At 71.7% G+C, this 24582-nt stretch carries 22 protein-coding genes; 13 read left to right on the top strand and 9 right to left on the bottom strand.

What is annotated here, in order from left to right; genetic code table 11:
- Positions 1 to 40 precede the first annotated feature (40 nt).
- The gene (locus HD594_RS14125) at positions 41 to 1048 is read left to right on the top strand and encodes a TIGR00341 family protein (RefSeq protein ID WP_184751552.1); all 1008 of its coding nucleotides are present in this window, start codon (positions 41 to 43) and stop codon (positions 1046 to 1048) included.
- Positions 1049 to 1108: 60 nt separating this feature from the next.
- Positions 1109 to 1528, top strand: a complete 420-nt coding sequence (locus HD594_RS14120; RefSeq protein WP_184751551.1) for a pilus assembly protein CpaE — start codon at positions 1109 to 1111, stop codon at positions 1526 to 1528.
- Between the two features lie 28 nt (positions 1529 to 1556).
- Here HD594_RS14120 and HD594_RS14115 read toward each other — a convergent pair whose 3' ends face one another.
- On the bottom strand, positions 1557 to 2762 hold the full coding sequence (locus HD594_RS14115) for an MFS transporter (protein WP_184751550.1): 1206 nt from the start codon (positions 2760 to 2762) through the stop codon (positions 1557 to 1559).
- Positions 2763 to 3134: 372 nt separating this feature from the next.
- Between HD594_RS14115 and nrdH the strand changes: the two genes are divergently transcribed.
- From nrdH to nrdF, 4 genes are read left to right on the top strand one after another with little or no spacing between them, the layout of a single operon-like run.
- On the top strand, positions 3135 to 3368 hold the full coding sequence (gene nrdH, locus HD594_RS14110) for a glutaredoxin-like protein NrdH (protein ID WP_184751549.1): 234 nt from the start codon (positions 3135 to 3137) through the stop codon (positions 3366 to 3368).
- Positions 3369 to 3373: 5 nt separating this feature from the next.
- The gene (gene nrdI / locus HD594_RS14105) at positions 3374 to 3838 is read left to right on the top strand and encodes a class Ib ribonucleoside-diphosphate reductase assembly flavoprotein NrdI (RefSeq protein WP_184751548.1); all 465 of its coding nucleotides are present in this window, start codon (positions 3374 to 3376) and stop codon (positions 3836 to 3838) included.
- Positions 3820 to 5976, top strand: a complete 2157-nt coding sequence (nrdE, locus tag HD594_RS14100) for a class 1b ribonucleoside-diphosphate reductase subunit alpha (RefSeq protein ID WP_184751547.1) — start codon at positions 3820 to 3822, stop codon at positions 5974 to 5976. The genes nrdI and nrdE overlap by 19 nt, the downstream gene beginning before the upstream one ends.
- Positions 5977 to 6031: 55 nt before the next feature.
- Positions 6032 to 7009, top strand: coding sequence for a class 1b ribonucleoside-diphosphate reductase subunit beta (gene nrdF, locus HD594_RS14095; protein WP_184751546.1), 978 nt, complete (start codon positions 6032 to 6034; stop codon positions 7007 to 7009).
- 238 nt (positions 7010 to 7247) lie between these two features.
- Here nrdF and HD594_RS14090 read toward each other — a convergent pair whose 3' ends face one another.
- Entirely contained in the window at positions 7248 to 8429 is a 1182-nt protein-coding gene (locus HD594_RS14090) for a TIR domain-containing protein (RefSeq protein WP_184751545.1), read from the bottom strand.
- Entirely contained in the window at positions 8426 to 8725 is a 300-nt protein-coding gene (locus HD594_RS14085) for a hypothetical protein (protein WP_184751544.1), read from the bottom strand. Before HD594_RS14085 ends, HD594_RS14090 begins: the two co-directional genes overlap by 4 nt.
- A 61-nt stretch (positions 8726 to 8786) precedes the next feature.
- Here HD594_RS14085 and HD594_RS14080 point away from each other — a divergent pair, with 61 nt between their 5' ends.
- Entirely contained in the window at positions 8787 to 9170 is a 384-nt protein-coding gene (locus HD594_RS14080; RefSeq protein ID WP_184751543.1) for a DoxX family protein, read from the top strand.
- A gap of 33 nt (positions 9171 to 9203) precedes the next feature.
- On the opposite strand, the gene HD594_RS14075 is transcribed toward HD594_RS14080, so the two are convergent.
- Complete coding sequence (locus HD594_RS14075) at positions 9204 to 10322, bottom strand: class I SAM-dependent methyltransferase (RefSeq protein WP_184751542.1); 1119 nt, start codon at positions 10320 to 10322, stop codon at positions 9204 to 9206.
- A gap of 78 nt (positions 10323 to 10400) precedes the next feature.
- Here HD594_RS14075 and HD594_RS14070 point away from each other — a divergent pair, with 78 nt between their 5' ends.
- Positions 10401 to 10865 (top strand): DUF3817 domain-containing protein, encoded by a 465-nt coding sequence (locus HD594_RS14070; protein ID WP_184751541.1) that lies wholly within the window; start codon positions 10401 to 10403, stop codon positions 10863 to 10865.
- A gap of 81 nt (positions 10866 to 10946) precedes the next feature.
- Positions 10947 to 12803, top strand: coding sequence for a Na+/H+ antiporter NhaA (nhaA, locus tag HD594_RS17870; RefSeq protein WP_271171153.1), 1857 nt, complete (start codon positions 10947 to 10949; stop codon positions 12801 to 12803).
- On the opposite strand, the gene HD594_RS14060 is transcribed toward nhaA, so the two are convergent.
- Positions 12804 to 15689 (bottom strand): aminotransferase, encoded by a 2886-nt coding sequence (locus HD594_RS14060; RefSeq protein WP_184751540.1) that lies wholly within the window; start codon positions 15687 to 15689, stop codon positions 12804 to 12806.
- An 81-nt stretch (positions 15690 to 15770) separates the two neighbouring features.
- On the opposite strand from HD594_RS14060, the gene HD594_RS14055 reads away from it, so the two are divergent.
- Genes HD594_RS14055 through HD594_RS14045 form a run of 3 tightly spaced genes read left to right on the top strand, consistent with a single transcriptional unit; the run spans position 15771 to position 18803 of the window.
- Positions 15771 to 16562 carry an LLM class flavin-dependent oxidoreductase gene (locus tag HD594_RS14055; RefSeq protein WP_184751539.1) on the top strand — a complete coding sequence of 264 codons (792 nt, stop codon included), beginning with the start codon at positions 15771 to 15773 and terminating at the stop codon, positions 16560 to 16562.
- Positions 16553 to 18076, top strand: a complete 1524-nt coding sequence (locus tag HD594_RS14050) for an ATP-dependent DNA ligase (RefSeq protein WP_184751538.1) — start codon at positions 16553 to 16555, stop codon at positions 18074 to 18076. Before HD594_RS14055 ends, HD594_RS14050 begins: the two co-directional genes overlap by 10 nt.
- A gap of 31 nt (positions 18077 to 18107) precedes the next feature.
- Entirely contained in the window at positions 18108 to 18803 is a 696-nt protein-coding gene (locus tag HD594_RS14045) for an NAD-dependent deacylase (RefSeq protein WP_184751537.1), read from the top strand.
- A 6-nt stretch (positions 18804 to 18809) separates the two neighbouring features.
- Here HD594_RS14045 and HD594_RS14040 read toward each other — a convergent pair whose 3' ends face one another.
- The 3 genes from HD594_RS14040 to HD594_RS14030 are packed head-to-tail and all read right to left on the bottom strand — an operon-like array spanning position 18810 to position 21790.
- Positions 18810 to 19892, bottom strand: a complete 1083-nt coding sequence (locus HD594_RS14040) for a substrate-binding domain-containing protein (protein WP_184751536.1) — start codon at positions 19890 to 19892, stop codon at positions 18810 to 18812.
- 55 nt (positions 19893 to 19947) lie between these two features.
- Positions 19948 to 20805: an NYN domain-containing protein gene (locus HD594_RS14035; RefSeq protein WP_184751535.1), complete on the bottom strand. Its 858-nt coding sequence runs from the start codon at positions 20803 to 20805 to the stop codon at positions 19948 to 19950.
- Position 20806: 1 nt separating this feature from the next.
- Entirely contained in the window at positions 20807 to 21790 is a 984-nt protein-coding gene (locus HD594_RS14030; RefSeq protein ID WP_184751534.1) for a Gfo/Idh/MocA family protein, read from the bottom strand.
- Between the two features lie 62 nt (positions 21791 to 21852).
- On the opposite strand from HD594_RS14030, the gene HD594_RS14025 reads away from it, so the two are divergent.
- Positions 21853 to 23181: a M20/M25/M40 family metallo-hydrolase gene (locus tag HD594_RS14025; RefSeq protein ID WP_184751533.1), complete on the top strand. Its 1329-nt coding sequence runs from the start codon at positions 21853 to 21855 to the stop codon at positions 23179 to 23181.
- A gap of 24 nt (positions 23182 to 23205) precedes the next feature.
- On the opposite strand, the gene HD594_RS14020 is transcribed toward HD594_RS14025, so the two are convergent.
- Positions 23206 to 24516, bottom strand: a complete 1311-nt coding sequence (locus HD594_RS14020; RefSeq protein WP_184751532.1) for an O-acetylhomoserine aminocarboxypropyltransferase/cysteine synthase family protein — start codon at positions 24514 to 24516, stop codon at positions 23206 to 23208.
- Positions 24517 to 24582: the final 66 nt, after the last annotated feature.

Below are 24582 nucleotides of genomic sequence, written 5' to 3'. Positions count from 1 at the left end.
GGTCCTGGCGGTCTGCGGGCGGCGACACGAGAATGTGCGCATGTCGAAGCTGACACGCACGCTCATCCCGCCCTCGCAGCGGTACTCGATCGACGGACTGCTCGACCTGCTCGATCTGTCGCACGGCGATGCGCTGAGCAAACGCACCGGGTTCCTCATCATGCTCGTGCTTTCGGGTGTGATCGCGGTCGCCGGTGTGCTCGCCGACTCCACGGCGACGGTCATCGGCGCGATGATCATCGCGCCGCTGGGCACCCCGATCCTCGGCATCGCGGCCGGAATCGTCACCGGGCATCCGGGGCTCGTCGCCCGCTCGGTGATGTGGGTGCTGTCGGGCCTGGGCATCGTCGTCGTCATCGGCGTGCTGCTGTCGGTGTTCATCGCGGATCCGGACGTGCTCACCACGAACGGCCAGATCACCGGACGCACATCGCCGAGGATGGTGGATCTGGCGGCGGCGCTGGCCACCGGGACGGCGGGCGCGTTCGCGATGAGCCGCAAGGACCTCAGCGCCGTCCTTCCCGGCGTGGCCATCGCCATCTCGCTCGTGCCGCCCCTCGGCGTCGTCGGCGTGTGCGCCGGGCAGGGGGCCTGGAACGAGGCGCTGGGCGCGCTCATCCTGTTCCTCTGCAACGTCTTCGCGCTGGTGATCGCCGGCAGCATCGTGTTCACGATGGCCGGCTACGCGCGCAACCCCCACGCCTCGCCCACGACGAACCGCAAGCGGGCCTACTCGATCGTCGGCGTGCTGGCGATCCTGATCGCCGTGCCGCTCGCGGTCAACAGCGTCATCACGATCTACTACGCCCGCATGACGTACGCCATCCACGAGGCGACCGGAGCCTGGCTCGACGACGCCGACATCGACTACGACATCGGCTCGATCACCTGGACGAACCGCAACGCGAACGTCGAGGTCTCGACCGAGGATGGTTCGCTCGGCGACCAGTCGAAGCTCGAATCGTCGCTGACCGAGCTGCCCGACTGGGTCACCGTGACGATCCACGTCACTCCGGCGACCAGCCACGTCGTCTACGGCGGCTCCTGAACGGCCGTCCCGGGGGCGCCCGCGGCCCCGCCCGGGCGTCATCCGGGTGAAGATGGGGAGATGATCTCGACGGAATGGGCCCTCGAGCTGCGCGAGTCCGGCCTCATCTGGCATCCGCGCTCGGGCGACCGGTTCCAGCTCGACGAGCCGGAGTTCGAGGCCGACGTGTTCACGGTCAGCGAGATGACGATCGAGCCGCGCGAGTATCCGACCGGGCGCATCCTCGCCTTCAACGGCACGACCGAGTGGGCCCTCGACTCGGTGGCGCTCGAGGACGCGCTGTGGCTGCCGCACGAGCACCAGCTGCGGGAGCTGCTGCGGGGGAGCTTCCGGGCGCTGCGGCGCCTTGCCGACACGCACGAGGTCGAGATCGTGCTGGGCCGCGGGGGCGAGAGCGAGGAGGTGCTCGTCTTCGAGCACCCCGAGCCGGCGGACGCGTACGCGATGGCGGTGCGGGAGCTGTTGCGGCGCATCGCGTGAGGAGCCGCGCGCGGCGCCGCGGCCGACGTCAGGTGACGAGGTCGACCGGCTCGGTGTCGGGGATGGGGCTCGCGTCGCGCCCGCGCAGATCGGGGAAGCCGCGCACGAAGACGATCGAGACCAGGACGCCGGCGATGCAGAACGCCGCCGCCGCCAGGTAGGCGCCGCCGGCGCCGACGCCGTCGATGAGGAACCCCGCGACGGCGGAGCCCGCCGCGGCGCCGATGAGCTGTCCGGTGTTGATCCAGCCGTACGCCTCGGCGGTCTCGCTGAACTTCACGCTCACCGAGGTCATCGAGAACATGACGGCGAACGCCGGGGCGATGCCGATGCCGGCCACCAGCAGCGTGCCGCCCAGCCACCACGCGTTCAGCGACACCATCGCCAGCGTCAGACCGGCCGCGACGATGGCCATGCGCCGGGCCATCGCCCAGGGGCCGATCGGCAGGTGCCCGAACGCCAGCCCGCCGCCGAGGCTGCCGACGGCGAAGAGGGCGAGCACGATGCCGGCCTCGAAGCCGTCGTGGCCGAACGTCGCCACGACTCCGGCCTCGACCGCCGCGCACGCGCCGATGAGGAGGAACCCGACGACGGTCGCCAGGATCACCGGCGGCTTGAGCAGGACGCGCCCGAGCCGTCGCCTGCTGCGCGGGATGCGCACGCGACCGACCTCGGGGGAGAGGATGAACCACGCGCCGCCCCCGATGAGCACGGCCACGACCATGAGGAGCGCTTCGACGGTGCCGATCTGCGTCGCGACGAACGTCACGAGCACGGGCGCGGCGACCCAGATGAGCTCCTGGAGCGAGGCGTCGAGCGAGAACAGCGGCGTCAGCTGCGAGGAGTTCACCATCTTCGGGTAGATCGTGCGCACCGCCGACTGGACCGGCGGTGTCGACAGTCCCGCGATCAGGCCGAGTGCCGTGTAGGCGGGCAGGACCATGTCGCCGAGCGCGAGGGCCGTGATCGACGCGGCGCAGATCACGAGGGTCACGGTGAGCACCTTGCGCATGCCCCACAGCCCCATCCAGCGACTGGTGACCGGCCCCGCGACGGCCTGCCCGATGGACGTCGCCGCCAGCACGATGCCGGCGGCCGCGTACGACCCGGTGACCTGCTCGATGTGGAGGAGCACCGCGAGGCTGAGCATGCCGCCGGGGAAGCGCGCCGTCAGCTGCGCGGCGATGATGCGCCCGACTCCCGGAGTGCGCAGAAGGTCCCGATAGCCCGCCACGGATCAACGTTACAGGCGAGCGTGGCGTCGGGCGTCCGGGGCCGGCCCCGGACGACACGCCGACGACACGCCGAAGGGCGCTTTCCACAGGCGAATCGATGTCGGTGGATGCCTCTACCGTCTCGTTCTGTGGACAGATCGAAGCAGTCGTCGCGAAAGACGCGTGATCCGGGGGTTTTCGCCGGGTCGCGCAGGCCGCGCGGCTGTGGATGAAGCGGTGGAGAACCTGTGCTGTCCCTGGGGATGGCGGTGGAAAACTACACGGATGTAACTACTACCCCTTGTGGTGCACCCCAATGTCTGTCCCCATATGTAGTATTGGTGTCCCGGCGGGGGGTCTGCCGGACGTAATGAGGGGAGAGACGGATCCATATGTCGATCACGGTCTACACGAAGCCGGCCTGTGTCCAGTGCAACGCGACGTATCGCGCGCTCGACTCGAAGGGCATTGAATACGAGGTCCTCGACGTTTCGGAGGACCCGGCGGCGCTCGAGCGCGTGAAGTCGCTCGGCTACCTGCAGGCGCCCGTCGTCATCACCGACGAGGATCACTGGTCGGGCTTCCGCCCCGACAAGATCGACGAACTCGCATCTCGTCTGGTGTGACCGGCATGGCAACCGCGATCGCTCGGCGCAGCGCGGTTGCCGACGGGGCCGCCGCGGTCCCGCTCCTGGTCTACTTCTCCAGCATCTCCGGGAACACCGCGCGCTTCGTCGACAAGCTCGGTCTGCGCGCGGTGCGCATCCCGCTCCACTCCACGGAGCCCCTGCTCCGGGTCGACGAACCCTACGTCCTCGTCACACCCACCTATGGCGGCGGCCAGGGGCGCGGGGTCGAGAAGGGCGCCGTCCCCAAGCAGGTCATCCGATTCCTCAACGACGAACGCAACCGCGGTCTCATCCGCGGCGTGATCTCGGCGGGGAACACCAACTTCGGCGAGCACTTCTGCTTCGCCGGTGACGTCATCAGCCGCAAGTGCCGCGTGCCGCACTTGTACAGGCTCGAACTCTTCGGCACGCCGGACGACGTGGATCGCGTAAGCGACGGATTGGAACGATGGTGGAATCAGCAGTGACCGAGCGCGGGTTCAAGACGGACCCCCGGTTCGAGGGAATGGACTACCACGCCCTCAACGCGATGCTGAACCTGTACGACGCGGACGGGAAGATCCAGTTCGACGCCGACAAGCGTGCGGCGCGCGAGTACTTCCTGCAGCACGTGAACCAGAACACGGTGTTCTTTCACTCGCTCCGGGAGCGACTGGACTACCTCGTCGAGAAGCAGTACTACGAGGGCGCCGTGCTCGAGAAGTACCCCTTCGAGTTCATCCAGAAGCTCAACGACCTGGCGTACGCGAAGCGCTTCCGCTTCGAGACGTTCCTCGGCGCGTTCAAGTACTACACCAGCTACACGCTCAAGACCTTCGACGGCAAGCGCTACCTCGAGCGCTTCGAGGACCGCGTCGTCATGACCGCGCTGGGCCTCGCCGACGGCGATCAGGACCTCGCGGTCGAGCTGGTCGAGGAGATCATCGCCGGCCGCTTCCAGCCCGCCACCCCCACCTTCCTCAACACCGGCAAGGCGCAGCGCGGCGAGCTCGTCTCGTGCTTCCTGCTGCGCATCGAGGACAACATGGAGTCGATCGCACGCGGCATCAACTCCGCCCTCCAGCTGTCCAAGCGCGGCGGCGGCGTCGCCCTGCTGCTGTCGAACATCCGCGAGGCGGGCGCCCCGATCAAGCAGATCGAGAACCAGTCCAGCGGCATCATCCCCGTCATGAAGCTGCTCGAGGACTCGTTCAGCTACGCCAACCAGCTGGGTGCGCGTCAGGGCGCCGGCGCGGTGTACCTCAGCGCCCACCACCCCGACATCATGAAGTTCCTCGACACCAAGCGCGAGAACGCCGACGAGAAGATCCGGATCAAGACGCTGTCGCTGGGCGTCGTGATCCCCGACATCACGTTCGAACTCGCCAAGAACGGCGAGGACATGTACCTCTTCTCGCCGTACGACGTCGAGCGCGTCTACGGCGTGCCGTTCGGCGACATCTCGGTCACCGAGAAGTACCGCGAGATGGTCGACGACGCGCGCATCAAGAAGACCAAGATCAACGCGCGCGACTTCTTCCAGACCCTCGCCGAGATCCAGTTCGAGTCGGGCTACCCGTACATCATGTTCGAGGACACGGTGAACGACGCCAACCCGATCAAGGGCCGGATCAACATGTCGAACCTGTGCTCCGAGATCCTCCAGGTCAACACGCCCACGACGTACAACGAGGACCTGTCGTACCAGAACATCGGCAAGGACATCTCGTGCAACCTGGGCTCGATGAACATCGCGCTCGCGATGGACGGCAAGGACCTGGGCAAGACGGTCGAGACGTCGATCCGCGCGCTCACCGCCGTGAGCGACCAGAGCCACATCTCGTCGGTCCGCTCGATCGAGGACGGCAACGACCGTTCCCACGCGATCGGCCTCGGCCAGATGAACCTGCACGGCTACCTGGCGCGCGAGCACGTGCACTACGGGTCCGAAGAGGGCGTCGACTTCACGAACATCTACTTCTACACGGTGCTCTTCCACGCGCTGCGGGCCTCGAACCGGCTCGCGATCGAGCGCCGCCAGGCGTTCGAGGGCTTCGCCGACTCGACGTACGCGTCGGGCGCGTTCTTCGACAAGTACATCGATCGTGCGTGGGAGCCTGCCACCGAGAAGGTGAAGGAGCTGTTCGCCGGCATCCACATCCCGACCCAGGACGACTGGCGCGAGCTGAAGGCGAGCATCCAGGAGCACGGGATCTACAACCAGAACCTGCAGGCCGTCCCGCCCACCGGATCGATCTCGTACATCAACAACTCCACGAGCTCGATCCACCCGATCGCCTCGCGCGTCGAGATCCGCAAGGAAGGCAAGCTCGGCCGCGTCTACTACCCGGCGGCGTTCATGACGAACGAGAACCTGGAGTACTACCAGGACGCCTACGAGATCGGCTACGAGAAGGTCATCGACACGTACGCCGCCGCGACCCAGCACGTCGACCAGGGCCTGTCGCTGACGCTGTTCTTCAAGGACACCGCCACGACGCGCGACATCAACCGCGCGCAGATCTACGCGTGGCGCAAGGGCATCAAGACGATCTACTACATCCGGCTGCGCCAGATGGCCCTCGAGGGCACCAACCTCAGCGAGTGCGTCAGCTGCATGCTGTGACGCGCAGCGCCTCGTCTCGCTCCGCTCGCACAACGACCGATACCAAGGACCGATCATGACTCCCGAGCCGCTCAAGCTCATCGACCACGTCCAGGCGATCAACTGGAACCGCATCCAGGACGACAAGGACCTCGAGGTGTGGAACCGCCTCGTGAACAACTTCTGGCTGCCCGAGAAGGTGCCGCTGTCCAACGACATCCAGTCGTGGAACACGCTGACGCCCGCCGAGCAGACCCTGACGATGCGCGTGTTCACCGGTCTCACGCTGCTGGACACCATCCAGGGAACGGTCGGCGCCGTCTCGCTCATCCCGGACGCGATCACGCCCCACGAGGAGGCCGTCTACACGAACATCGCGTTCATGGAGTCGGTCCACGCGAAGAGCTACTCGTCGATCTTCTCGACGCTGTGCTCGACGCCCGAGATCGACGACGCGTTCCGCTGGTCGGTCGAGAACGAGAACCTTCAGAAGAAGGCTCACATCATCATGGAGTACTACCGCGGTGACGAGCCCCTCAAGCGCAAGGTCGCCTCGACGCTGCTGGAGTCGTTCCTGTTCTATTCGGGCTTCTACCTGCCGCTGTACTGGTCGAGCAAGGCCAAGCTCACCAACACGGCCGACATCATCCGCCTCATCATTCGCGACGAGGCCGTGCACGGCTACTACATCGGCTACAAGTTCCAGAAGGGACTCGAGAAGGTCTCCGAGGCCGAGCGCCAGGACATCAAGGACTACACGTTCTCGCTGCTGTACGAGCTGTACGACAACGAGGTGCAGTACACGCAGGACCTCTACGACGGTGTCGGTCTGACCGAAGAGGTTAAGAAGTTCCTGCACTACAACGCCAACAAGGCGCTGATGAACCTCGGCTACGAGGCGATGTTCCCGTCGACCGTCACAAACGTCAGCCCCGCGATCCTGTCGGCGCTCTCCCCGAACGCCGACGAGAACCACGACTTCTTCTCGGGGTCGGGCTCGTCGTACGTCATCGGCAAGGCCGTCGCGACCGAGGACGAGGATTGGGACTTCTGAGCCGTGTTTCGCGGTCGTAAATTCTCGCGTGCGACCGCCTGATCGGGCCGGTCACCCATGGCGGCGCGCCGGTTCCGCGCGCTAGCGTCACGGGCAACCCACGCGTCCTGCATCTGAGTATCGCCCCCGGCCGAAAGCCAAACCCACGTGGGCCAGGCTTCCTCGGCGTCCGCACCGTCTGCGGGCGCCGAGGATCCCGCAAACGCGAGGGTCCTGCAAGCGCCGGTCCCGCAAGCGCTCAGTTCAGACGCCCCTCCGGCTCGAAGTCGGGGTCGTTGGTGATGATGAGCGCATCCAGCCGCGCGTCCGCCTCGCGTCCCGTGAGGACGAGCACGTGGGGCCCGGCTTCGAGTTCGGGCTCGAACGGGTCGCACTTGTGCGTCGTGAAGGACCCGCCGCACCGCAGGCTGATCGGCTCCCACGTCCAGTCGAGATAGATCGTGTCGACGCCCTCGTGGAAGTCCCAGATGTCCGGCGCCGAGGAGTCCAGCGACAGCCGGAACGTGTCGTTCGCGTCGAAGACATGCTCCGGGTCCGTCGACTCGGGCTGACTGACGCGCGCCCAGATGCGATACGTGCCGTCCTTGTCGATGTCGAACTCGAAGCGGGCGGTGCCGCTCTCAGCCTCGGCGGCGGCGATGTACGCGCCTCCGGACGCCTTGGAGTCCGAGTGCGCGGCCATCGTGGCGACGAACCGCCCGTCCTCGGCCTCGATCTCGACGGTGTCGAAGGGCGACTCGGGTGTGGGGGTCGGTGTCGGCGTCGGAGTCGGCGTCGGTGTTCCCTGGGCCGACACGTCTGCGACCGGTCCCTGGCCCGTCCCCGGGATCAGCATGAGCGCCGTCCAGACCCCGCCGGCGACGAGCGCGACGGCCGCCACCGCGATGGCGATCCCCAGCCAGCGGCGCTTCGGCGCCGCGGCTGCGGCGCCGACCGGCGCATGCCCGTGCTTCCGCGTCGGCAGCAGCGGCGCGATCGCGTCGCCGAGGACGCCGACGTCGTACTTGAAGCGCGAGTTGGTAACCTCCAGCCCCTGCCGGGTCGCGAAGCCATGGAGCGACTCGGGCAGGTCGGCGCGCGACGGCATCCGCGCCCCGTCCACGAGGACGGGGAACACCTTCACGTCGCGCGACAGCGCGCTCTCGACCTCGAGCCGCACGAAGTCGTCGGGGTCGTCGAGGCGCCGATGCCCCTCGGCGTCGGTGGCGGCGGTCCACTGCGGATCGACGACGACGACCACCGCGCGGCAGTCGCGCAGGGTCTCTTCGAGGACCTCCTCGAAGTCGGCGCCCGGCTCGATCCCGTCGACGTCCATGAACACCACGTCTTCGCCGAACCGCGCTGTCAGCGCGTCGTACAGCCGTCCGGCGGCGCCCGACGCGGTGTTGCGCCGGTAGCTCACGAAGACGGAGTAGGTCACGTCGCCAGCGCCTCCCAGTCGACGTCCACCGCGGTCGGGCGCGATGCCGAGATCCGGGCCGGCAGCCGCATGCCCGGGCGCGGCCAGTGCCGCGGCCGGGTCACGACGCTCGTGCTGACCGGTGTGGGCGGGACGCCGGGCGCCTCGGCGAGCAGCTCGAGGCGGCACTCCTGATAGCGGCCTCGCGCCTCGGGCTGCGAGACCGACACCACGAGCACGGCGCCGGCGACGGCATCCGCCATCGGGTCGGCGGTCATCCGTTCCAGCACACGGGCGATGTCATCGGCTCCGTCCACGGTTCCACGGTATCGCTCTCGCGCGGCCCCCGGGAGTGCGATCGCGTGGTTGGCTGGGTGCATGAGGAATGTCGCGCGGTGGGTTCTGGGGCTCAGCATGGTCTTCGCGGGGGTCAGCCACCTGTTCTGGGCCAGGAGGGAATTCCAGGCGCAGGTGCCCGATTGGGCGGCCGAGACCACCGGGCTCGGCAAGGACGGCATCGTGGTCGCCTCGGGCGTCGCCGAGGTGATGTTGGGGGGAGCGCTCGTGGCGCTGCCGGCCTCCCGCAGCCGCGTCGGCGCCATCCTCGCGGCGTTCTTCATCGCGGTGTTCCCCGGCAACATCGAGCAGTACACGAAGCGGCGGGACGGCTTCGGCCTCGACACCGACACCAAGCGTCTCGTGCGCCTGTTCTTCCAGCCCGTCCTCATCGCGTGGGCGTGGTGGTCGACGCGCACACGCTGACCGCGAGGCGCACGCCGGTGGATCGGCGAGGGCTCAGCCCCGCACCGACGCCGTGACGGTGAACTTCGCGTTGCGCGCGATCTGCCGCGTCGGACCCACGATCCGCTCGAGGTCCGAGCGGTAGCGCAGGTGCGAGTTCCACACCGTCCACAGCTCGCCGCCGGGACGGAGGGCCCGGGCGGCGTCCGCGAACAGGTGCGCGGCCAGTCCCTCGTGCACGGCGGCGCCGGTGTGGAACGGCGGGTTGAGGGCGATGAACGACGCGGCTCCGTCCGGCACGGATTCCAGCGCGTCGTCGCGCACGACGCGCACGCGGTCGGCGACGCCGTTCGCCTCGGCTGTCGCGCGGGCGGATGCCACGGCGGCGGCCGACTGATCGCTCGCGTGCACGGCGAGGGACGGATGCCGCAGCGCGAGCGCCGCCGCCACGACGCCCGTGCCGCACGCGAGGTCGACCGCGAGGCCGTCGCCCGGGATGTCGGCGGGCAGGTGCGCGAGCAGGAACCGCGTGCCGATGTCGATCGCGGCGCCCGCGAACGCGCCGCCGAACGCGCACACCACGAGCCCGTCGTGCTCGCGGCAGCGCGGGCGGGGGTCGGCGCCGTCGTGCGGCTCCGACGCGATCAGCACGCGCGACTTCTGGCGGGCGTGGCTGACGTCCACGCGCGCGAAGCGCTCCGTGAGCACTCCGTTCATCGCGAGGGACATGTGCTTGATGCGCCCGCCGGCGAACACGCGGACGTCGTCGGCGGCGTGGGCCGCGATCAGGCCCGCGATGTCGCGCAGCGCGTCGAGCGAGCGGGGGAGGCGCATCAGCACGACGCGCGCGTCCCGCACGAGGTCGGCCGACAGCGGCAGCGACACGGTCGTGTCGTCGAGTCCGACGCGGGCCGCGTTCGCGGCGAGCGCTCGCTCGCCGGTCAGCGCGTCCTGGTGCACGCGGATCCGCCCCGGGTCATGGGGGCCGTCCGCTGCGGAGCCGAGCGCCAGGGCGCCGTACGCGTCGCCGATCACGGTCGTCGCCCCGCGTCCGGCGTCCGCGCGCGCGACGGCCGACTCGTCGAGGATGAGCCGGTCGGCGGCGTCGACGGCCACGAGATCGGGCGCCTCGACGTCCGGCCAGCGCCGCAGCGCGTCCAGCGAGAAGTCCACGTGCTCACGCTACCCGGGCGGCGTCCGGCCGCGTGGCCGGCCGCACGTAGGCTGGATCGGTCCGACCCGAGGAGACCTGTGTTCCGCACGCCCCTGACCCTGTTCCGCACGCTCGCGATCGCCGAGGCGATCTCGTGGACGATCCTCATCGCCGCTCTCGTGCTGCGGGCGACGGCCGATCTCGCGATCGCCGTCACCGTCGGCGGCGCGGTGCACGGCTTCGTGTTCCTGTCGTACGGAGCCACGGCCGTCCTCGTGTCGATGAACCAGCGCTGGCGCCTCGGCCCGGCCGCCGTCGCCGTCGTGAGCGCCGTGATCCCCTACGCCACGATCCCCGTCGAGATCTGGCTGCAGCGGTCGGGCCGCCTCGCCGGCGCGTGGCGCCTCGAGGAGTCGCCCGATCCCGCCGACCGCATCTGGTACGACCGGCCGATGCGGTGGTTCCTGAAGCGCCCGTGGCTGCTCGGCGGTCTCATCGCGCTCGCCGTCGTCGCCCTCTACGTCTCGCTGCTGCTCATCGGACCTCCCGGCGGCCGGCACTGAGCGCGGCCGGCGGCCCGCTCGCCCGCGTCCGAAGAATCCGGATGCCAGCGCGCCCGTCGCGATACGCGCCATGATGGGACCGTGGCCGACGCGCGGGTGAGCACCGACACGATCCCTCCCGCGCCCGCGGCGCGGCGCCCCAAGAAGAAGCACCCCTCCGGCGACCGGCTCTCCGCCGGGCTCATGCTCTTCGGCACGGCGCTCGCCCTGCTGTGGGCGAACTCACCGTGGGGCTCGACCTATCACGAGTTCTGGGAGCTCCACGTCGGACTCACGTTCGGCGACGTCGAGGTCACCGCGACGCTCCACGAGGTCGTCAACGACGTCCTCATGACGTTCTTCTTCTTCCTCGTGGGGCTCGAGGTCAAGCGCGAGCTGACGATCGGCGAGCTCACCGAGCGGTCGCGGGCCATCGTCCCGATCGTGGCGGCGATCGCCGGCCTCATCGTGCCGGCGGCGCTGTTCATCCCGCTCGGCGCGATGGTCGGCGAAGCGGATGCCTGGGGCATCGTGATCTCGATGGACACGGCGTTCCTCCTCGGTGCGCTCGCGCTGATCGGCCCGGCGTTCCCCAAACGCCTGCGCACGTTCCTGCTGACCCTGGCCGTCGTCGACGACATCGGCGCGCTCGCGGTCATCGGCATCTTCTACAGCGGAACCCTCCAGCTGATCCCGCTCGCGGCCGCGGCGCTGCTGATGGGGCTCGTGGCCCTCGTGCGCTTCGTGCCCGCCGGGCGCGGCCTGCTCTACGCCGTGCTCGGCGTCGCGCTGTGGGTCGCCGTCCTCGCCGCCGGCATCCACCCCACCCTCGCCGGCGTCGCGGTGGCGCTGCTCATCCCGGTCTTCCCGCCCCGGCGCGCCGACGTGGAGCACGCCGCCGAGCTCACCCGCGCGTTCCGCGAGTCGCCGAATCCGCAGTACGCCGCCGCGCTCACGCGCAGCATCCGTCAGTCGCTGTCGATCAACGAGCGCATCGACATGGCGTGGCGGCCGTACGTCGCGTACGGCGTGCTGCCGCTGTTCGCGCTCGCGAACGCCGGCGTCCACCTGAGCCCCGAGGTCTTCCAGGAGGCGTTCACGTCGCCGCTCACGTGGGGGATCATCCTCGGCCTGGTGGTCGGGAAGTTCGTGGGCATCACGGGCGCGACCGCGCTCGTGCGGGCGACGGGCAAGGGACAGCTCGCGCCGGGGCTGGCGTTCCACCGTGTCGCTGGTGGAGCGGCACTGTCGGGCATCGGCTTCACCATCTCGCTGTTCATCGTGCCGATCGCCATCGAGGACGGCGAGCTCCAGGACCTGGCGCGCGTCGGCGTGCTCGCCGCATCCGTCATCGCCTTCTTCCTGGGCTGGGCGATCATCGCGATCGGCGACCGGCTGAGGCCGCCGCAGCCGGTCGGCGCGAAGCTCGCCCGGCCCGTCGACCCCGAGCGCGACCACGTGTTCGGGTCGGCCGAGGCGACGTGCGAGATCGTCGAGTACGGGGACTTCGAGTGCCCGTTCTGCAGCCGGGCGACCGGGTCGGTCGACAAGGTGATCGAGCACTTCGGGTCGGACGTGCGCTGGGTGTGGCGGCACCTGCCGCTGGACGCGCCGCACCCGCACGCGCAGGAGGCCGCGCAGGCCGCCGAGGCCGCGGGACTGCAGGGACGCTTCTATCCGATGGCGCGCGCGATGTTCGCCAACCAGGACCGGCTCGAGCGGACCGATCTGTTCGCCTACGCCGAGGAGCTGGGTCTGGACCTGGATCGCTTCGCCGAGGATCTGACGTCGCCCGACGTGCTGCGCCGCGTGCAGGACGACCGGCTCGACGCCGAGGTGATGGACCTGCACTCCACGCCCACGTTCTTCATCAACGGCGTCCGGCACATCGGCCCGTACGACTCGGCGAGCCTCATCCGTGCGCTCGAGGCCGCGCGACCCGATCCGCCCGCCCTGTGATCACCAGCCCTCGGTGAGCACGCGGTCCAGAGCGGCCACGAGGGCGTCGGCGCTGTCCTCGCCGAAGCACAGCGGCGGCTTGATCTTGAGGATGTTCTGGTGGTCGCCGGTCGGCTGCGCGATGACGCCGAGGTCGCGCAGGCGCCGGCAGATCGCGGCGGTCTCCGCCGTCGCCGGCTCCCACGTCTCGCGGTCGCGCACGAACTCGGGTCCGAGATACAGCCCCGCGCCGTGGACGGCCGCGAGGATCGGATGCCGGTCCCCGAGGGCGAGCAGCCTTTCGCGCAGCGCACCGCCGACGCGGCGGGCGTTGCCGACGAGATCCTCGTCGCGCATGATGTCGAGCACCGTGAGGCCCACGACGCTGGAGACCGGACTGCCGCCGGCGGACGAGAAGAAGTACCCGCCGGTGCGGTAGCGGGCCGCGACCTCGCGCGTCGTGATGACGGCGCCCAGGGGATGCCCGTTGCCCATCGACTTCGCGACCGCGACGATGTCGGGCACGGCGTCCTGCTGCTGGAAGCCCCAGAACCACTCGCCGAGGCGTCCGTAGCCCACCTGCACCTCGTCGGCGATCGCAAGACCCCCGTGGGTGCGCACCGCGTCGTACACGCGGGCGAGGTAGCCGTCGGGGAGGAACATGCCGCCGCCGTTGCCGAACGCGGTCTCGGCGACGAAGGCGCCCACCGGCGAGCCCGCGGCGGCCAGGCGTGCGATCTCGTCCGCGGCGTCGGCGGCGTAGCGCTCGGGGGCATCGGCGTGGGGGCCGCGGAACGGATGGGGCGAGGGCACCGTGTGCACCCACGCGGGCCGCGTCTCGAGGGCTGCCGGGTTGTCGGCGGTCGAGGTCGACACGGCGTCGGTCAGGTACGTCCAGCCGTGGTACGCCTCCTCGACCGCGACCACGTCCGGGCGTCCCGACCACCCCCGCGCGAGCCGGAGGGAGAGATCCACCGCCTCGGACCCGCTGTTGACCAGGAAGACCGTGTCGAGCGGGTCGGGGACGAGCTCGGCCAGCCGCTCCGAGAACTCCACGACGGCCGGGTAGTGGAACCGCGAGTTCGTGTTGAGCAGTCGCCACTGCCGGTCCACCGCATCGGCCAGCCGCGGGTGGGAGTGGCCGACGGCCGTGACGTTGTTGAGCGTGTCGAGGTAGACGCGGCCCTCGGCGTCGACGAGCAGCTCGCGCCACCCGCGCACCATGACCGGAGGGGCGTCGTAGTAGTGCTCCTGGACCTCGGCGAACACGGCGTCGCGGCGCTCGAGCAGACGTGCGGCGTCGAGGGGCGCGGGCGCGGGTTCGAGCCCCGGGACGAGCGGCGACGGGTCGGCCACGACCGCGGTCCACGCCGCAGCGAGGCTCCGTGGGGCGAAGCGGGGCGCGTCGACGCCCTCGCGCACCACCTGGACCCACACCCGGCCCGCGGGCTCCGCGACGCGGTCGCCCGCGACGACCGCCGACCCGGCGGGCTCGATGAGGCGGCAGCCGTCGACGATGAGGCGGACGCCGTGCGCGGTGAGGACGAACCCCGACGGCGTCGGCGCCACGGTGCCGGCCCAGGGGGCGAGCAGGGGAGCGCCCGAGGGGGTCGCCAGCTCGACGCCGAGTGAGACGATGCGCGGCGGCTCGGGGTCCAGCGGCACGGCGCGCGTGAGGCGGGACTCGCCGAACCGCGCGGCCGCGACCGCTCCCTGCGGTGCCGCTGCGAACGCGGCGTCCTCGGTCTCGGCGCGGAGCCACCGGCCATCGTCGAGCAGGGCGCTCGCCGGCGACAGGTCGACGACGTGCGGCGCGTCCGTGTCGATGAGCGGCCGGGCGGCCGGAAGCGCGAGCGGGGCCGGGGCGTGCCCGGTCGCGGCGCGCACGAGCGCGGTGGCGACCTCGAGCGGAACCGACACCGCCCGGTCGAAGATGGCCCGCTCGTGCGCGAGGTTCTCCGCGGCGTAGCCGTTGCCGGGGTCGCCGGACAGCACCTGGTGGGCGCTCGCGACCAGCACTGCGCCGCGCTGCACGACGAGCGGCCACAGCGCCGTCTGCTCGGCGTCCGAGAGCGGGCGCTCCCGGTGGTAGGCGGTCACGGCGCGCATCGCGGCGGCGAGGTCGACGCCGTCGTGGTGCAGCAGCGACGAGACCGTGATGGCGAGCTCCGCGACGGCCCACGAGCGACCGAGGTCGCCGAGGTCGATGACGCCGTCGGGCAGCCGTGTCAGCGGGTCGCTGCGGACGACGTTGTCGTCGGTGAGGTCGCCGTGGATCGCCTGCACGGGCAGATCGCCGACGACAGGCGCCAGCGCGCGCGCCGCGGCGCCCGCGGCATCCGCGAGTCGGCGCCGCGCAGCGTCGTCGGGCACGGCGGGGAGGAGCTCGGCGAGCACGTCGGGCGCTCGACGCAGATCCCACTGGTGCGCGCGGTCGGCGCCGGGTAGTGCGAGGGCGCTCAGGGCCTGCGCGACACGCGCCGCGAGGGCGCCGAGTGCGCTCACGACCGCCGGCGAGAGGTATCCCGACAGCGTCTCGCCCGGGAGGAAGTCCAGCAGCCGCGCGTGCATCACGACGCCCGAGATCGGCACGGCGAGGGTGGTTCCCCCGCCGGGGCGGCGGTGCGCCCGCGGGGCGCGGGTGCCGGCGCGGGCCGCGATCAGGTCCGCCGCCGCGGACTGAGCCTCGAGTTCGGGAACCGTGGTGCTCGGGTTGGCGATCTTCAGCAGGAGGGCGGGGCCGTCCTCGCGCTCGATGAGGAAGTTGCGGTCCTGATTGCTGCCGAGCGGGCGTGCGCGCCCGGCGACGCCCCAGCCGTCGAGCGCGATGCCCGCCGCCGTCTCGTCGTCCACCGCGGGCGGGGTGGCCTGCACGAGGCCCGGGGCCTGCGGAGTGGAAGAGCTCATGCCCGGTGCCTCTCATCATCTGCTGGGACGAGGCTATACGCCGACGGTCGCGACGGGCACAGGGTGGGGCATGCTGGGGTCATGGCACCGCACATCGCCCACCTCTCGATCGGCATCGCGGCCGCCGCCGGACCCGATGTCGCCCGGACCGCCGCGCGAGCGGCCGAGGATGCGGGACTGCACGCGCTGTGGGTCAACGACACCCCGGCGGCGGATGCGCTCGAGCTCCTCGCGGCCGCGGCGGCCGTCACCGACCGCCTGGTGCTGGCGACCGGCGTGCTGCCGGTCGACCGCCGGCCCGCCGACGAGGTCGCCGCCCGCGTGGCCGCGCTCGGGCTCCCCGTGGACCGGCTGATGCTCGGCGTCGGCTCCGGGCAGCTGCGCCGCGGAGCGCTCGCGCGCGTCGAAGCGGATGCCGCGCGCCTGCGCGAGGATCCGGCCGCGCCCGTCGTCGTGGGAGCGCTCGGTCCCCGCATGCGGTCGCTGGGCGCGGAGCGCGCCGACGGACTCCTGCTGAGCTGGCTCACGCCCGAGATCGCGGCGCGACAGACCGCCGAGGCGCACGCCCTCTCACCGCGGGCGCACGTCGCCCTGTACGCACGCACGGCGGTCGACGTGGACGCCGTGCCGCGCATGCGGCGCGAGGCGGAGCGCTACGCGTCGTTCCCCGCCTACACCGCCCACTTCGCACGTCTCGGCGTCGACCCGGGCGACACCGTCATCACGCCGGATCGCCTCGCAGGGCAGGTGGCGGAGTACCGGGCGGGCGTCGACGAGCTCGTGCTTCGTGCCATCACCGCGGCCGACGAGCCCCTCGCGATCGCGCGTTTCGTGGAGTCGGTGGCCGGTGCCATGATCGGGCCATGGAGCTGAACGAGCTCGTCGCGACCACCGACGCGGTCGCCGGAACGGCCGCGCGGCGCGAGAAGGTCGCGGCCCTGGCCGCGCTGCTGCGCGGACTCGCCGCCGACGACGTGCCGGTGGCCGTCGGCCTGCTGCTGGCGCGACCGCGCCAGGGGCGGCTCGGTGTCGGATGGCGGGGGCTGGACGCGCTGGAGGTCGCCCACGCCGAGACCCCCACGCTGACGCTGGCGGACGTCGACGAAGCCTTCACGCGGCTCGCGGACGCCGAGGGCGCGGGGTCCGCGACGACGCGGCGCGACACGCTGCGTGCGCTTGCGGCTCGCGCGACGCCGGGGGAGTGGCAGCTGCTGCGCCGCGTGATCCTCGGCGAGCTGCGCACCGGTGCGCTCGAGGGCGTGCTGCTGGATGCCGTGGCAGCGGCCGCCGACCGGCCTGCCGCGGTTGTGCGCCGCGCGGCGATGCTGTCGGGCGATCTCGGGCGGACCGCCGCCCTCGCCCTGTCGCCGGACCCCGAGTCGCTCGACGCGGTGGGGCTGGAGGTCGGGACGCCGGTGCTGCCCATGCTCGCCTCGACGTCGGCGTCGACCGCCGACGCCCTCGCCACGCTCGGCGGGACGGCGTCGGTGGAGGTCAAGCTCGACGGCGCCCGCATCCAGGTCCACCGCCGCGGCGACGACGTGGCGGTGTACACGCGCAGCCTCGCCGACATCACCGCGCGGGTCGCCGAGATCGTCGAGGTCGTGCGGAGCCTCCCCGCCGAGAACGTCATCCTCGACGGCGAGACGCTCGCGCTCGACGAATCCGGTGCTCCCCGTCCCTTCCAGGACACGATGGCCAGGTTCGGCTCCGACGACGCGGCCGACGTCGCGCTGCGACCCTGGTTCTTCGACGTCCTCCACCTCGACGGACGCGACCTCATCGACGAGCCGCTCACGCACCGCCGCGCGGTGCTGGACCGGCTCGCCCCCGGCGCGCGCGTGCCCGGCATCCTGACCGCCGACGCCGCCGAGGCGGAGGAGTTCGCCCGCCGGGCGCTCGCAGACGGGCACGAGGGCGTCATGGTCAAGGCCGCCGACTCCGCGTACGCGGCCGGCAGGCGCGGCAAGGCGTGGCTCAAGGTCAAGCCGGTGCTGACGTTCGACCTCGTCGTCCTGGGGGTGGAGTGGGGCTCGGGCCGCCGCGAGGGCCTGCTGTCGAACCTGCATCTGGGCGCGCGCGACGTCGGCGGCGAGTTCGGCGAGCCCGGCGGCTTCGTCATGGTGGGCAAGACCTTCAAGGGGCTGACCGACGATCTGCTGGCGTGGCAGACGGCGCACTTCCCGCAGATCGAGACGCATCGCACGAGGCATGCGGTCCACGTGCGGCCCGAGACCGTCGTCGAGATCGCCGTGGACGGCGTTCAGCGCTCGTCGCGGTACACGGGCGGGGTGGCGCTGCGCTTCGCGCGCGTGCGGGGATACCGGCCCGACAAGTCCGCGGCCGAGGCCGACACGATCTCGGCGCTGCGGGCCCTGCTGCGGTGACGCACGCCCGCGCAGCGGCCATCATGGTGGCATGCGCATCGTCGTCCTCACCGGCGCCGGGATCTCGGCCGAGAGCGGCGTGCCCACGTTCCGCGACGCCGGCGGACTGTGGGAGGGCCACCGCGTCGAGGACGTCGCCACCCCCGAAGCGTTCGACGCCGACCCCGACACCGTGCAGCGCTTCTACGACATGCGGCGCCGCGCCGTCGCCGGGACGCATCCGAACGCCGCGCACCGGGCGCTCGCCCGGCTCGAGGGTGCGCTGGGCGATGACCTCCTCGTCGTGACGCAGAACATCGACGACCTGCACGAGCGGGCGGGGAGCACGCGCGTCGTGCACATGCACGGAGAGCTCCTGCGGGCTCGGTGCACCGCGTGCGGCGAGCGGCCGGTGTGGAGCGACGACCTCATCGACGCACCGCCGTGCCCGGCGTGCGGCACCTCGACGCTGCGCCCCGACGTCGTGTGGTTCGGCGAGATGCCCTACGACCTCGATGTGATCGAGCAGGCGGTCGTCGCGTGCGACGTGTTCGTCTCGATCGGCACGTCGGGGTCCGTGTACCCGGCGGCGGGCTACGTCGCCCTCGCGACCGCGTTCGAGGCCCGCACGGTCGAACTGAATCTCGAGCCGACCGAGGCCCTCGTGCCGTTCGACGACGCGCGCGCGGGAGCGGCGTCGCTGCTCGTCCCGCAGTGGGTGGACGAAGTGCTCGACGCCCGCCGCTGAGCGCGCTCAGCCGAGTCCGTGGCGCGCGCACGCGTCGGCGACGTCGCCCGCGCACAGCTCGCCGACGGTCACTCCGCCGTCGGCGACGACATCGGCCACCTGGTCGACTCCCACGATCTGCGGCTGCACCGCGATGAAGGGCGTGCCGTCGTCCAGGGCGGCGGCGGTGGCGGGCTCCTCACCGCGCGCGAGGGCCACGGCCGCCTCGGCGGCGGCGTCGACCTCGAGCGCGACGGGGGTGTACACGGTCGCCGTCTGACGGCCGAGCAGGATGTTGCGCAGCCCCGTGAGCGACGCGCCCTGGCCCACCACGATCACACCCTCGGCCCCGCTGTCGGCGAGGACGTCGATGGCCCCGGCGGCATTGGCGTCGTCGGCGGCCCAGACCGCGTCGATCTCCCCGTCGAGCGCCGACAGGGCCCGGGCGAAGGAGATGCCGGTTCGGAACTCGTCCCACACGCCGGCGAGGCTGCGCGAGGGGGCGGCCCCGGCGGCCTCGAGCGTCTCCGTCGCGCCGCGCGTGAACTCGGCCGACCGCGGATCCGACGGGTCGCCGGGCGCGGTCACGATCACGGCGGTGGCCGGATCGACCTCCGCGGCGGTCAGCGCGTCGGTCAGCGCCGTCGCCGCGAGCGAGCCGATGGCGCCGGCGTCGAACCCGACGGCCGCGTCGGCGGCGGTCACCGGACGGTCGTAGGCGAGGACGGGGACGCCGCGGTCGGCGGCGCGCAGTGCCACGGGCTCTCCCGCCCCGTCCTGGTCGGTGAGCAGGAGCACGCGGCATCCGCCCGAGAGCAGGTCATCCGCGGCGGACGAGTACTCCGCGGCCGGGACGAGGCGGATGTCGACGGTGAACCCCTCGGCCGAGAGCGACTCGCGCAGCAGCGGCGCGTCGAGGTCGGCCCACCGGGATGCGGCGTCGGGTCCGCCGGGGAGGATGCCGCACGCACGCCGGCCCGCGGCTTCCGAGGACTCCTGCCCGGTGCTGAGGATGGCGCAGCCGCTCAGCACGACCGCGACCGCGAGGGCCATCCCGGCGGCGAGCACAGCGCGGCCCGGCGCCGTCACCCCCGACGGCGCCCACCTCACGGGTCGCAGGCTAACCACAGGCACACTGTACCCATTCCCGCCGCCGACGAGCGGATCAGCGGCGGTCGGCCGCCAGCCGGACCAGGCGCACGTTGCCGTCCTCCTTGAGCTCGGCGACGGTGTCGTGCGCGGCGATGTAGTCCGTGAAGCTCTTGTGTCCCAGGGTCTTCTCGCTGAAGGACGGATCCATGCGCCGCAGCAGGCTCTTCAGCGCCGACGCGTGCACCCACTCGTCGTCGGTGCGCTCGCTCTCCAGGCGCAGCGCGCGTTCGAGGAGCTCGTCGGCGGGGTCGGCCTTCTCGGTCTTCTTGCGCGAGCCGCGCGAACCGCCGCCCTTGGCCGCGGGAGCGGTCGGGGGAGCGGCGACGCCGGGCAGCGAATCGTACGTGTCGAACTGGTCGCACGCGGCGGCCAGCGACTTGGCCGTGGAGCCGGCGACGCCGACGCCCACCACGACGCGCCCCAGGCGCTTGCAGCGCTGCGCGAGCGGGACGTAGTCGGAGTCGCCCGCGACGATCACGACGTGCGTGAGATCGGGGAGACGGAACATGTCCTCGACGGCGTCGACGGCGAGCCGGATGTCGGCCCCGTTCTTGGCGTACGCGGCGGCCGGGAACAGCTGAACGAGGTCGACCGCACGGCCCACGAGCTGATCGCGGTACTTGGCGTTGACCGGCGACGACCAGTCGGCGTAGGCGCGGGTGAGCACGAGCGTCCCGAACGATGCCGCGTAGTCGATGATCGCGCCGACATCGACGCGGGCCGCCGCGAGCGCTTCGGCGAACTCGTCGTCGGTCTTCTTCTGCCGGTCGCGCATGTAGCTGCTCTTGCCGTGCACGCGGTCGTACCAGCTCATGACGATGTTGTCGAAGTCCAGGTAGACCGCCACACGTGGGTCCTGCAGGTCGGGCATGTCAGTCCTCTCCCGGGTAGTCGACGCCGATCCGGCGGCGCACGTCGTCGAGTGCGGCCATGATCGCGACCGTCTCGTCCAGCGGGAGGATCTCGCTGTCGAACCGGCCCGACGCGACGGCGGCCTCGGCCGCGAGGGCCTGGTACTGCATCCCGCGTCCTTCGATCTCGGAGCGGAACTCCTCCAGCACGGAGCCGTCGGCGGCGGTCATCCGGAACGACGTCGCGGTGTACCAGACCCGGTCGATGTCGATGCGCGCCTCGGTGCCGAGGATGTGCGCCGTGTTGGGGCCGGCGGCCCGCGACGACGACAGCGACGTCGACAGCGCTCCGCCCGCGTGGGTCATGATCGTGGCGACCTCGGTGTCGGCGCCGGTCTCGCCCAGACGCGCGCTCGCCGTGACCGATTCGGGCGCGCCCAGGATGTCCCACGCGAATGAGACGGGGTAGATGCCGAGGTCCAGCAGCGCACCGCCGCCGAGGTCCAGCGCGTTGAGGCGATGCCCGGGATCGGCCGGAAGGCTCTGGGTGTGGTCCGCGAAGACCGCGCGGACATCGCCCAGCGCACCCGAGGCCACCAGCTCCCGCACGCGCACCATGTGCGGCAGGTAGCGCGTCCACATCGCCTCCATCGCCAGCAGACCGCGCTCGCGTGCGGCGTCGCGCACCCGTTCGGCCTCGGCCGCGGTCAGTGTGAACGGCTTCTCGACGAGCACGTGCTTGCCGGCGTCCAGCGCCAGCAGGGCGTTCTCGGCGTGCGCGGTGTGAGGGGTCCCGATGTACACGATGTCCACGTCCGGATCGGCGACGAGCGCGTCGTACGAACCGTGCGCGTGCGCAATCCCGAACTCCGCCGCGAAGGCGTCCGCCGCCTCGCGACGCCGCGACCCGACCGCCGTCACCGTGTGCCCGGCCATGTGCAGGTCGGCGGTGAACAAGTGCGCGATCAGGCCCGTGGCCAGGATCCCCCATCTGAGTCCGGTCATCCTCCGAGCCTAGCGAGCGCCGCGGTTCTCGGGCATGCGTCCGGCGCGTTTAGGCTCGAAGGATGAGCACGCCCGTCGAGCGCCTGCAGGAGCTGCTGCGCATCCCCACTGTTTCGCACGCCGACGAGTCCCTCGTCGACTGGGAGCGCTTCGACGAGCTGCGCGCCGCGATCGAGCGGCTCTACCCGACGATGCACGCGGTGCTCGAGCGCGAGATCGTCGACGGGCACTCGCTGCTGTACCGGTGGCGGGGATCGTCTCCCGGCCGGGCGACGGTGCTGATGGCGCACATGGATGTCGTCCCCGTCATCCCCGGAGACTGGAAGCACCCGCCGTTCGGCGCCGTCGTGACCGGCGAGGGCGAGGACGCCGAGATCCACGCGCGCGGAGCGATCGACGACAAGGGATCGCTCGTGGCGATCCTCGAGGCCGTCGAGGTGCTCGCGGGCGAGGGCTTCACGCCGGCGAACGATGTGTACGTCGCGTTCGGGCACAACGAGGAGACGGCCGGCGGCGGCGCACGCGCGATCGCCGAGACGCTGCGCGAGCGCGGCGTGGAGCCCGCCGTCGTGCTCGACGAGGGCGGCGCGGTCGTCGACGGCGTGATCCCCGGCGTCGCGGTGCCGACCGCGATGGTCGGGGTCGCCGAGCGCGGCATCATGACGCTCGTCCTCACGGCGCGTGAGAGCGGCGGCCATGCGTCGACTCCGCCGCCGATGCCCGCGACCGCGCGCCTCGCGCGCGCGATCGACCGCCTGCAGCGCAATCCGTTCCCGGTGCGCCTGTCGCCGGCCGTCCGCGCGATGCTCGCCACGGTGGCTCCGCACGCTCCGCAGCCGCTGCGCGGGCTGTTCGAGAACCTGTCGGTCACCGGCCCCCTGGTCGCCCGGGCGCTGGCGACCCTCGGGCCCGAGACGAACGCGAGCGTGCGCACCACCGCCGTGGCCACGCGGCTGGCGGGGGCGCCGGGCGAGAACGTGCTGGCCGCGACCGCGACCGCGGCGATCAACATCCGCCTGCTCACGGGCGACACCGTCGAGGGGGCGACCGAGCGCGTGCGGCGCGTCGTCGCCGATGACGCGATCGGGATCGAGGTGCTCCGTGCCTCCGATCCGTCGCCGGTCTCGCCGTGGCGCGGGGCGGCGTGGCGCCGTGTCGCGACGGCCGTGGCGGACGGGCTGGGCGAGGACATCGCGACCCTGCCGTACCTGCAGCTCGGCGCGAGCGACAGCCGGTGGTTCACCGGCATCTGCGCGAGCGTCTACCGCTTCACGCCGTTCCACCTCACGCGCGCCGAGCGCGACGCGCTGCACGCGCACGACGAGCGCATCCGCGTGACGTCGTGGCTGCGGGGGATCGCGTTCTACCGCGAGTTCATCGCCGCGAGCTGAGCGCGGACCGCCCGCCGGGTCCGGCTACAGGACGTCGAGGGCCGCGTCGAGGTCGGCGATGAGGTCCGCCGGATCCTCCAGTCCGACCGACAGGCGCAGCGTCGTCCAGGCGATGCCGGAGTCTGCGAGCTGCTCGGGAGTCATGTGGCTGTGCGTCATGGACGCGGGGTGCGCGATGAGCGTGCGCGCGTCGCCGATGTTGGCGACCAGCCGCACGACCTGCAGCGCCTGGATGAGCCGCTCGGCGCGCGCGAAGTCGGCCTCGGTGTCGCCGGTGGCGGGCAGGTCGAACGAGAAGACGGATGCCGCGCCGCGCGGCAGATAGCGCTGGGCGTTCGCGTGCCACGGACTCGACGCCAGGCTCGGGTGGTGCACGGCAGCGACGCGCGGATCGGCGTCGAGGAACGCCGCGACGGCGGCGGCCGACGAGCTGTGCCGCGTCATGCGCAGGTCGAGCGTCTCGAGGCCCTGCAGCAGCTGGAACGCGCCCATCGCCGACAGCGAGGGGCCCAGGTCGTGGGAGTACTTGGTCTTGACCAGCGTGATGAACGCCTTGGCGCCGAAGCGCTCGAGCAGCCCGCCCCCGGGCACGCGGGCGTAGGGCTCGGACAGCTGCGGCCACTTCGCCGGGTCGGCGGCGAAGTCGAAGGTGCCGAGGTCGACGACGACTCCGCCGAGGGCCGAGCCGTGCCCGCCGACGAACTTCGTCGCGGAGTGCACGGCGATGTCGGCGCCGTGGTCCTTCACGCGCTGCAGATACGGCGTCGCGACGGTGTTGTCGATGACCAGGGGGACGCCGGCGGCGTGAGCCCGTTCGGCGACCATCGCGGTGTCGAGCACCTGCGCGAGCGGATTCGTGACGGACTCGGCGAAGAACGCCTTGGTGGCGGGCCGGACCGCGGCCGTCCACGCATCCGGATCGTCCTGGTCGACGAAGGTGACGTCGATGCCCCAGCCGGCGAACGTGTCGCCGAGGAGGTCCACGGTGCCGCCGTACAGCTGCGACGCCGCCACGATGTGGTCGCCGGTGCGCGCGAGCGCGAGGAGCGCGAGCGCGACGGCGGCCTGGCCCGACGCGACGCCGGCCGCGGCGACGCCGCCCTCGAGTGCCGCCATGCGCTCCTCGAACACCGCGACGGTGGGGTTCGCCGCGCGGCTGTAGATGTCGCCCTCCTGCCGCAGCGCGAAGCGATCCCGCGCATCGCTCAGCGACGGGAACTCGAACGCGTTCGACTGGTAGATCGCCGGCACGGCGGGGCTGTGCGGCGCCGTGGGGGCGTGGCCCGCCTGCACCTGGGTGGTCGCGAACGCGCGCGGCGGACAGGAATCGGGCATGATCCCATCTTCGCCGGTGGCGGCGGAACGGCCCGAACCGTGTGTCGAACTGTTGCGCCCCGGCCG

Source organism: Microbacterium thalassium (assembly GCF_014208045.1).
In the GTDB taxonomy this organism is placed as follows: Bacteria; Actinomycetota; Actinomycetes; order Actinomycetales; family Microbacteriaceae; genus Microbacterium; species Microbacterium thalassium.
Note: the sequence above shows the minus strand (reverse complement) of the source record. Positions and strands in the feature narration are given on the sequence as shown.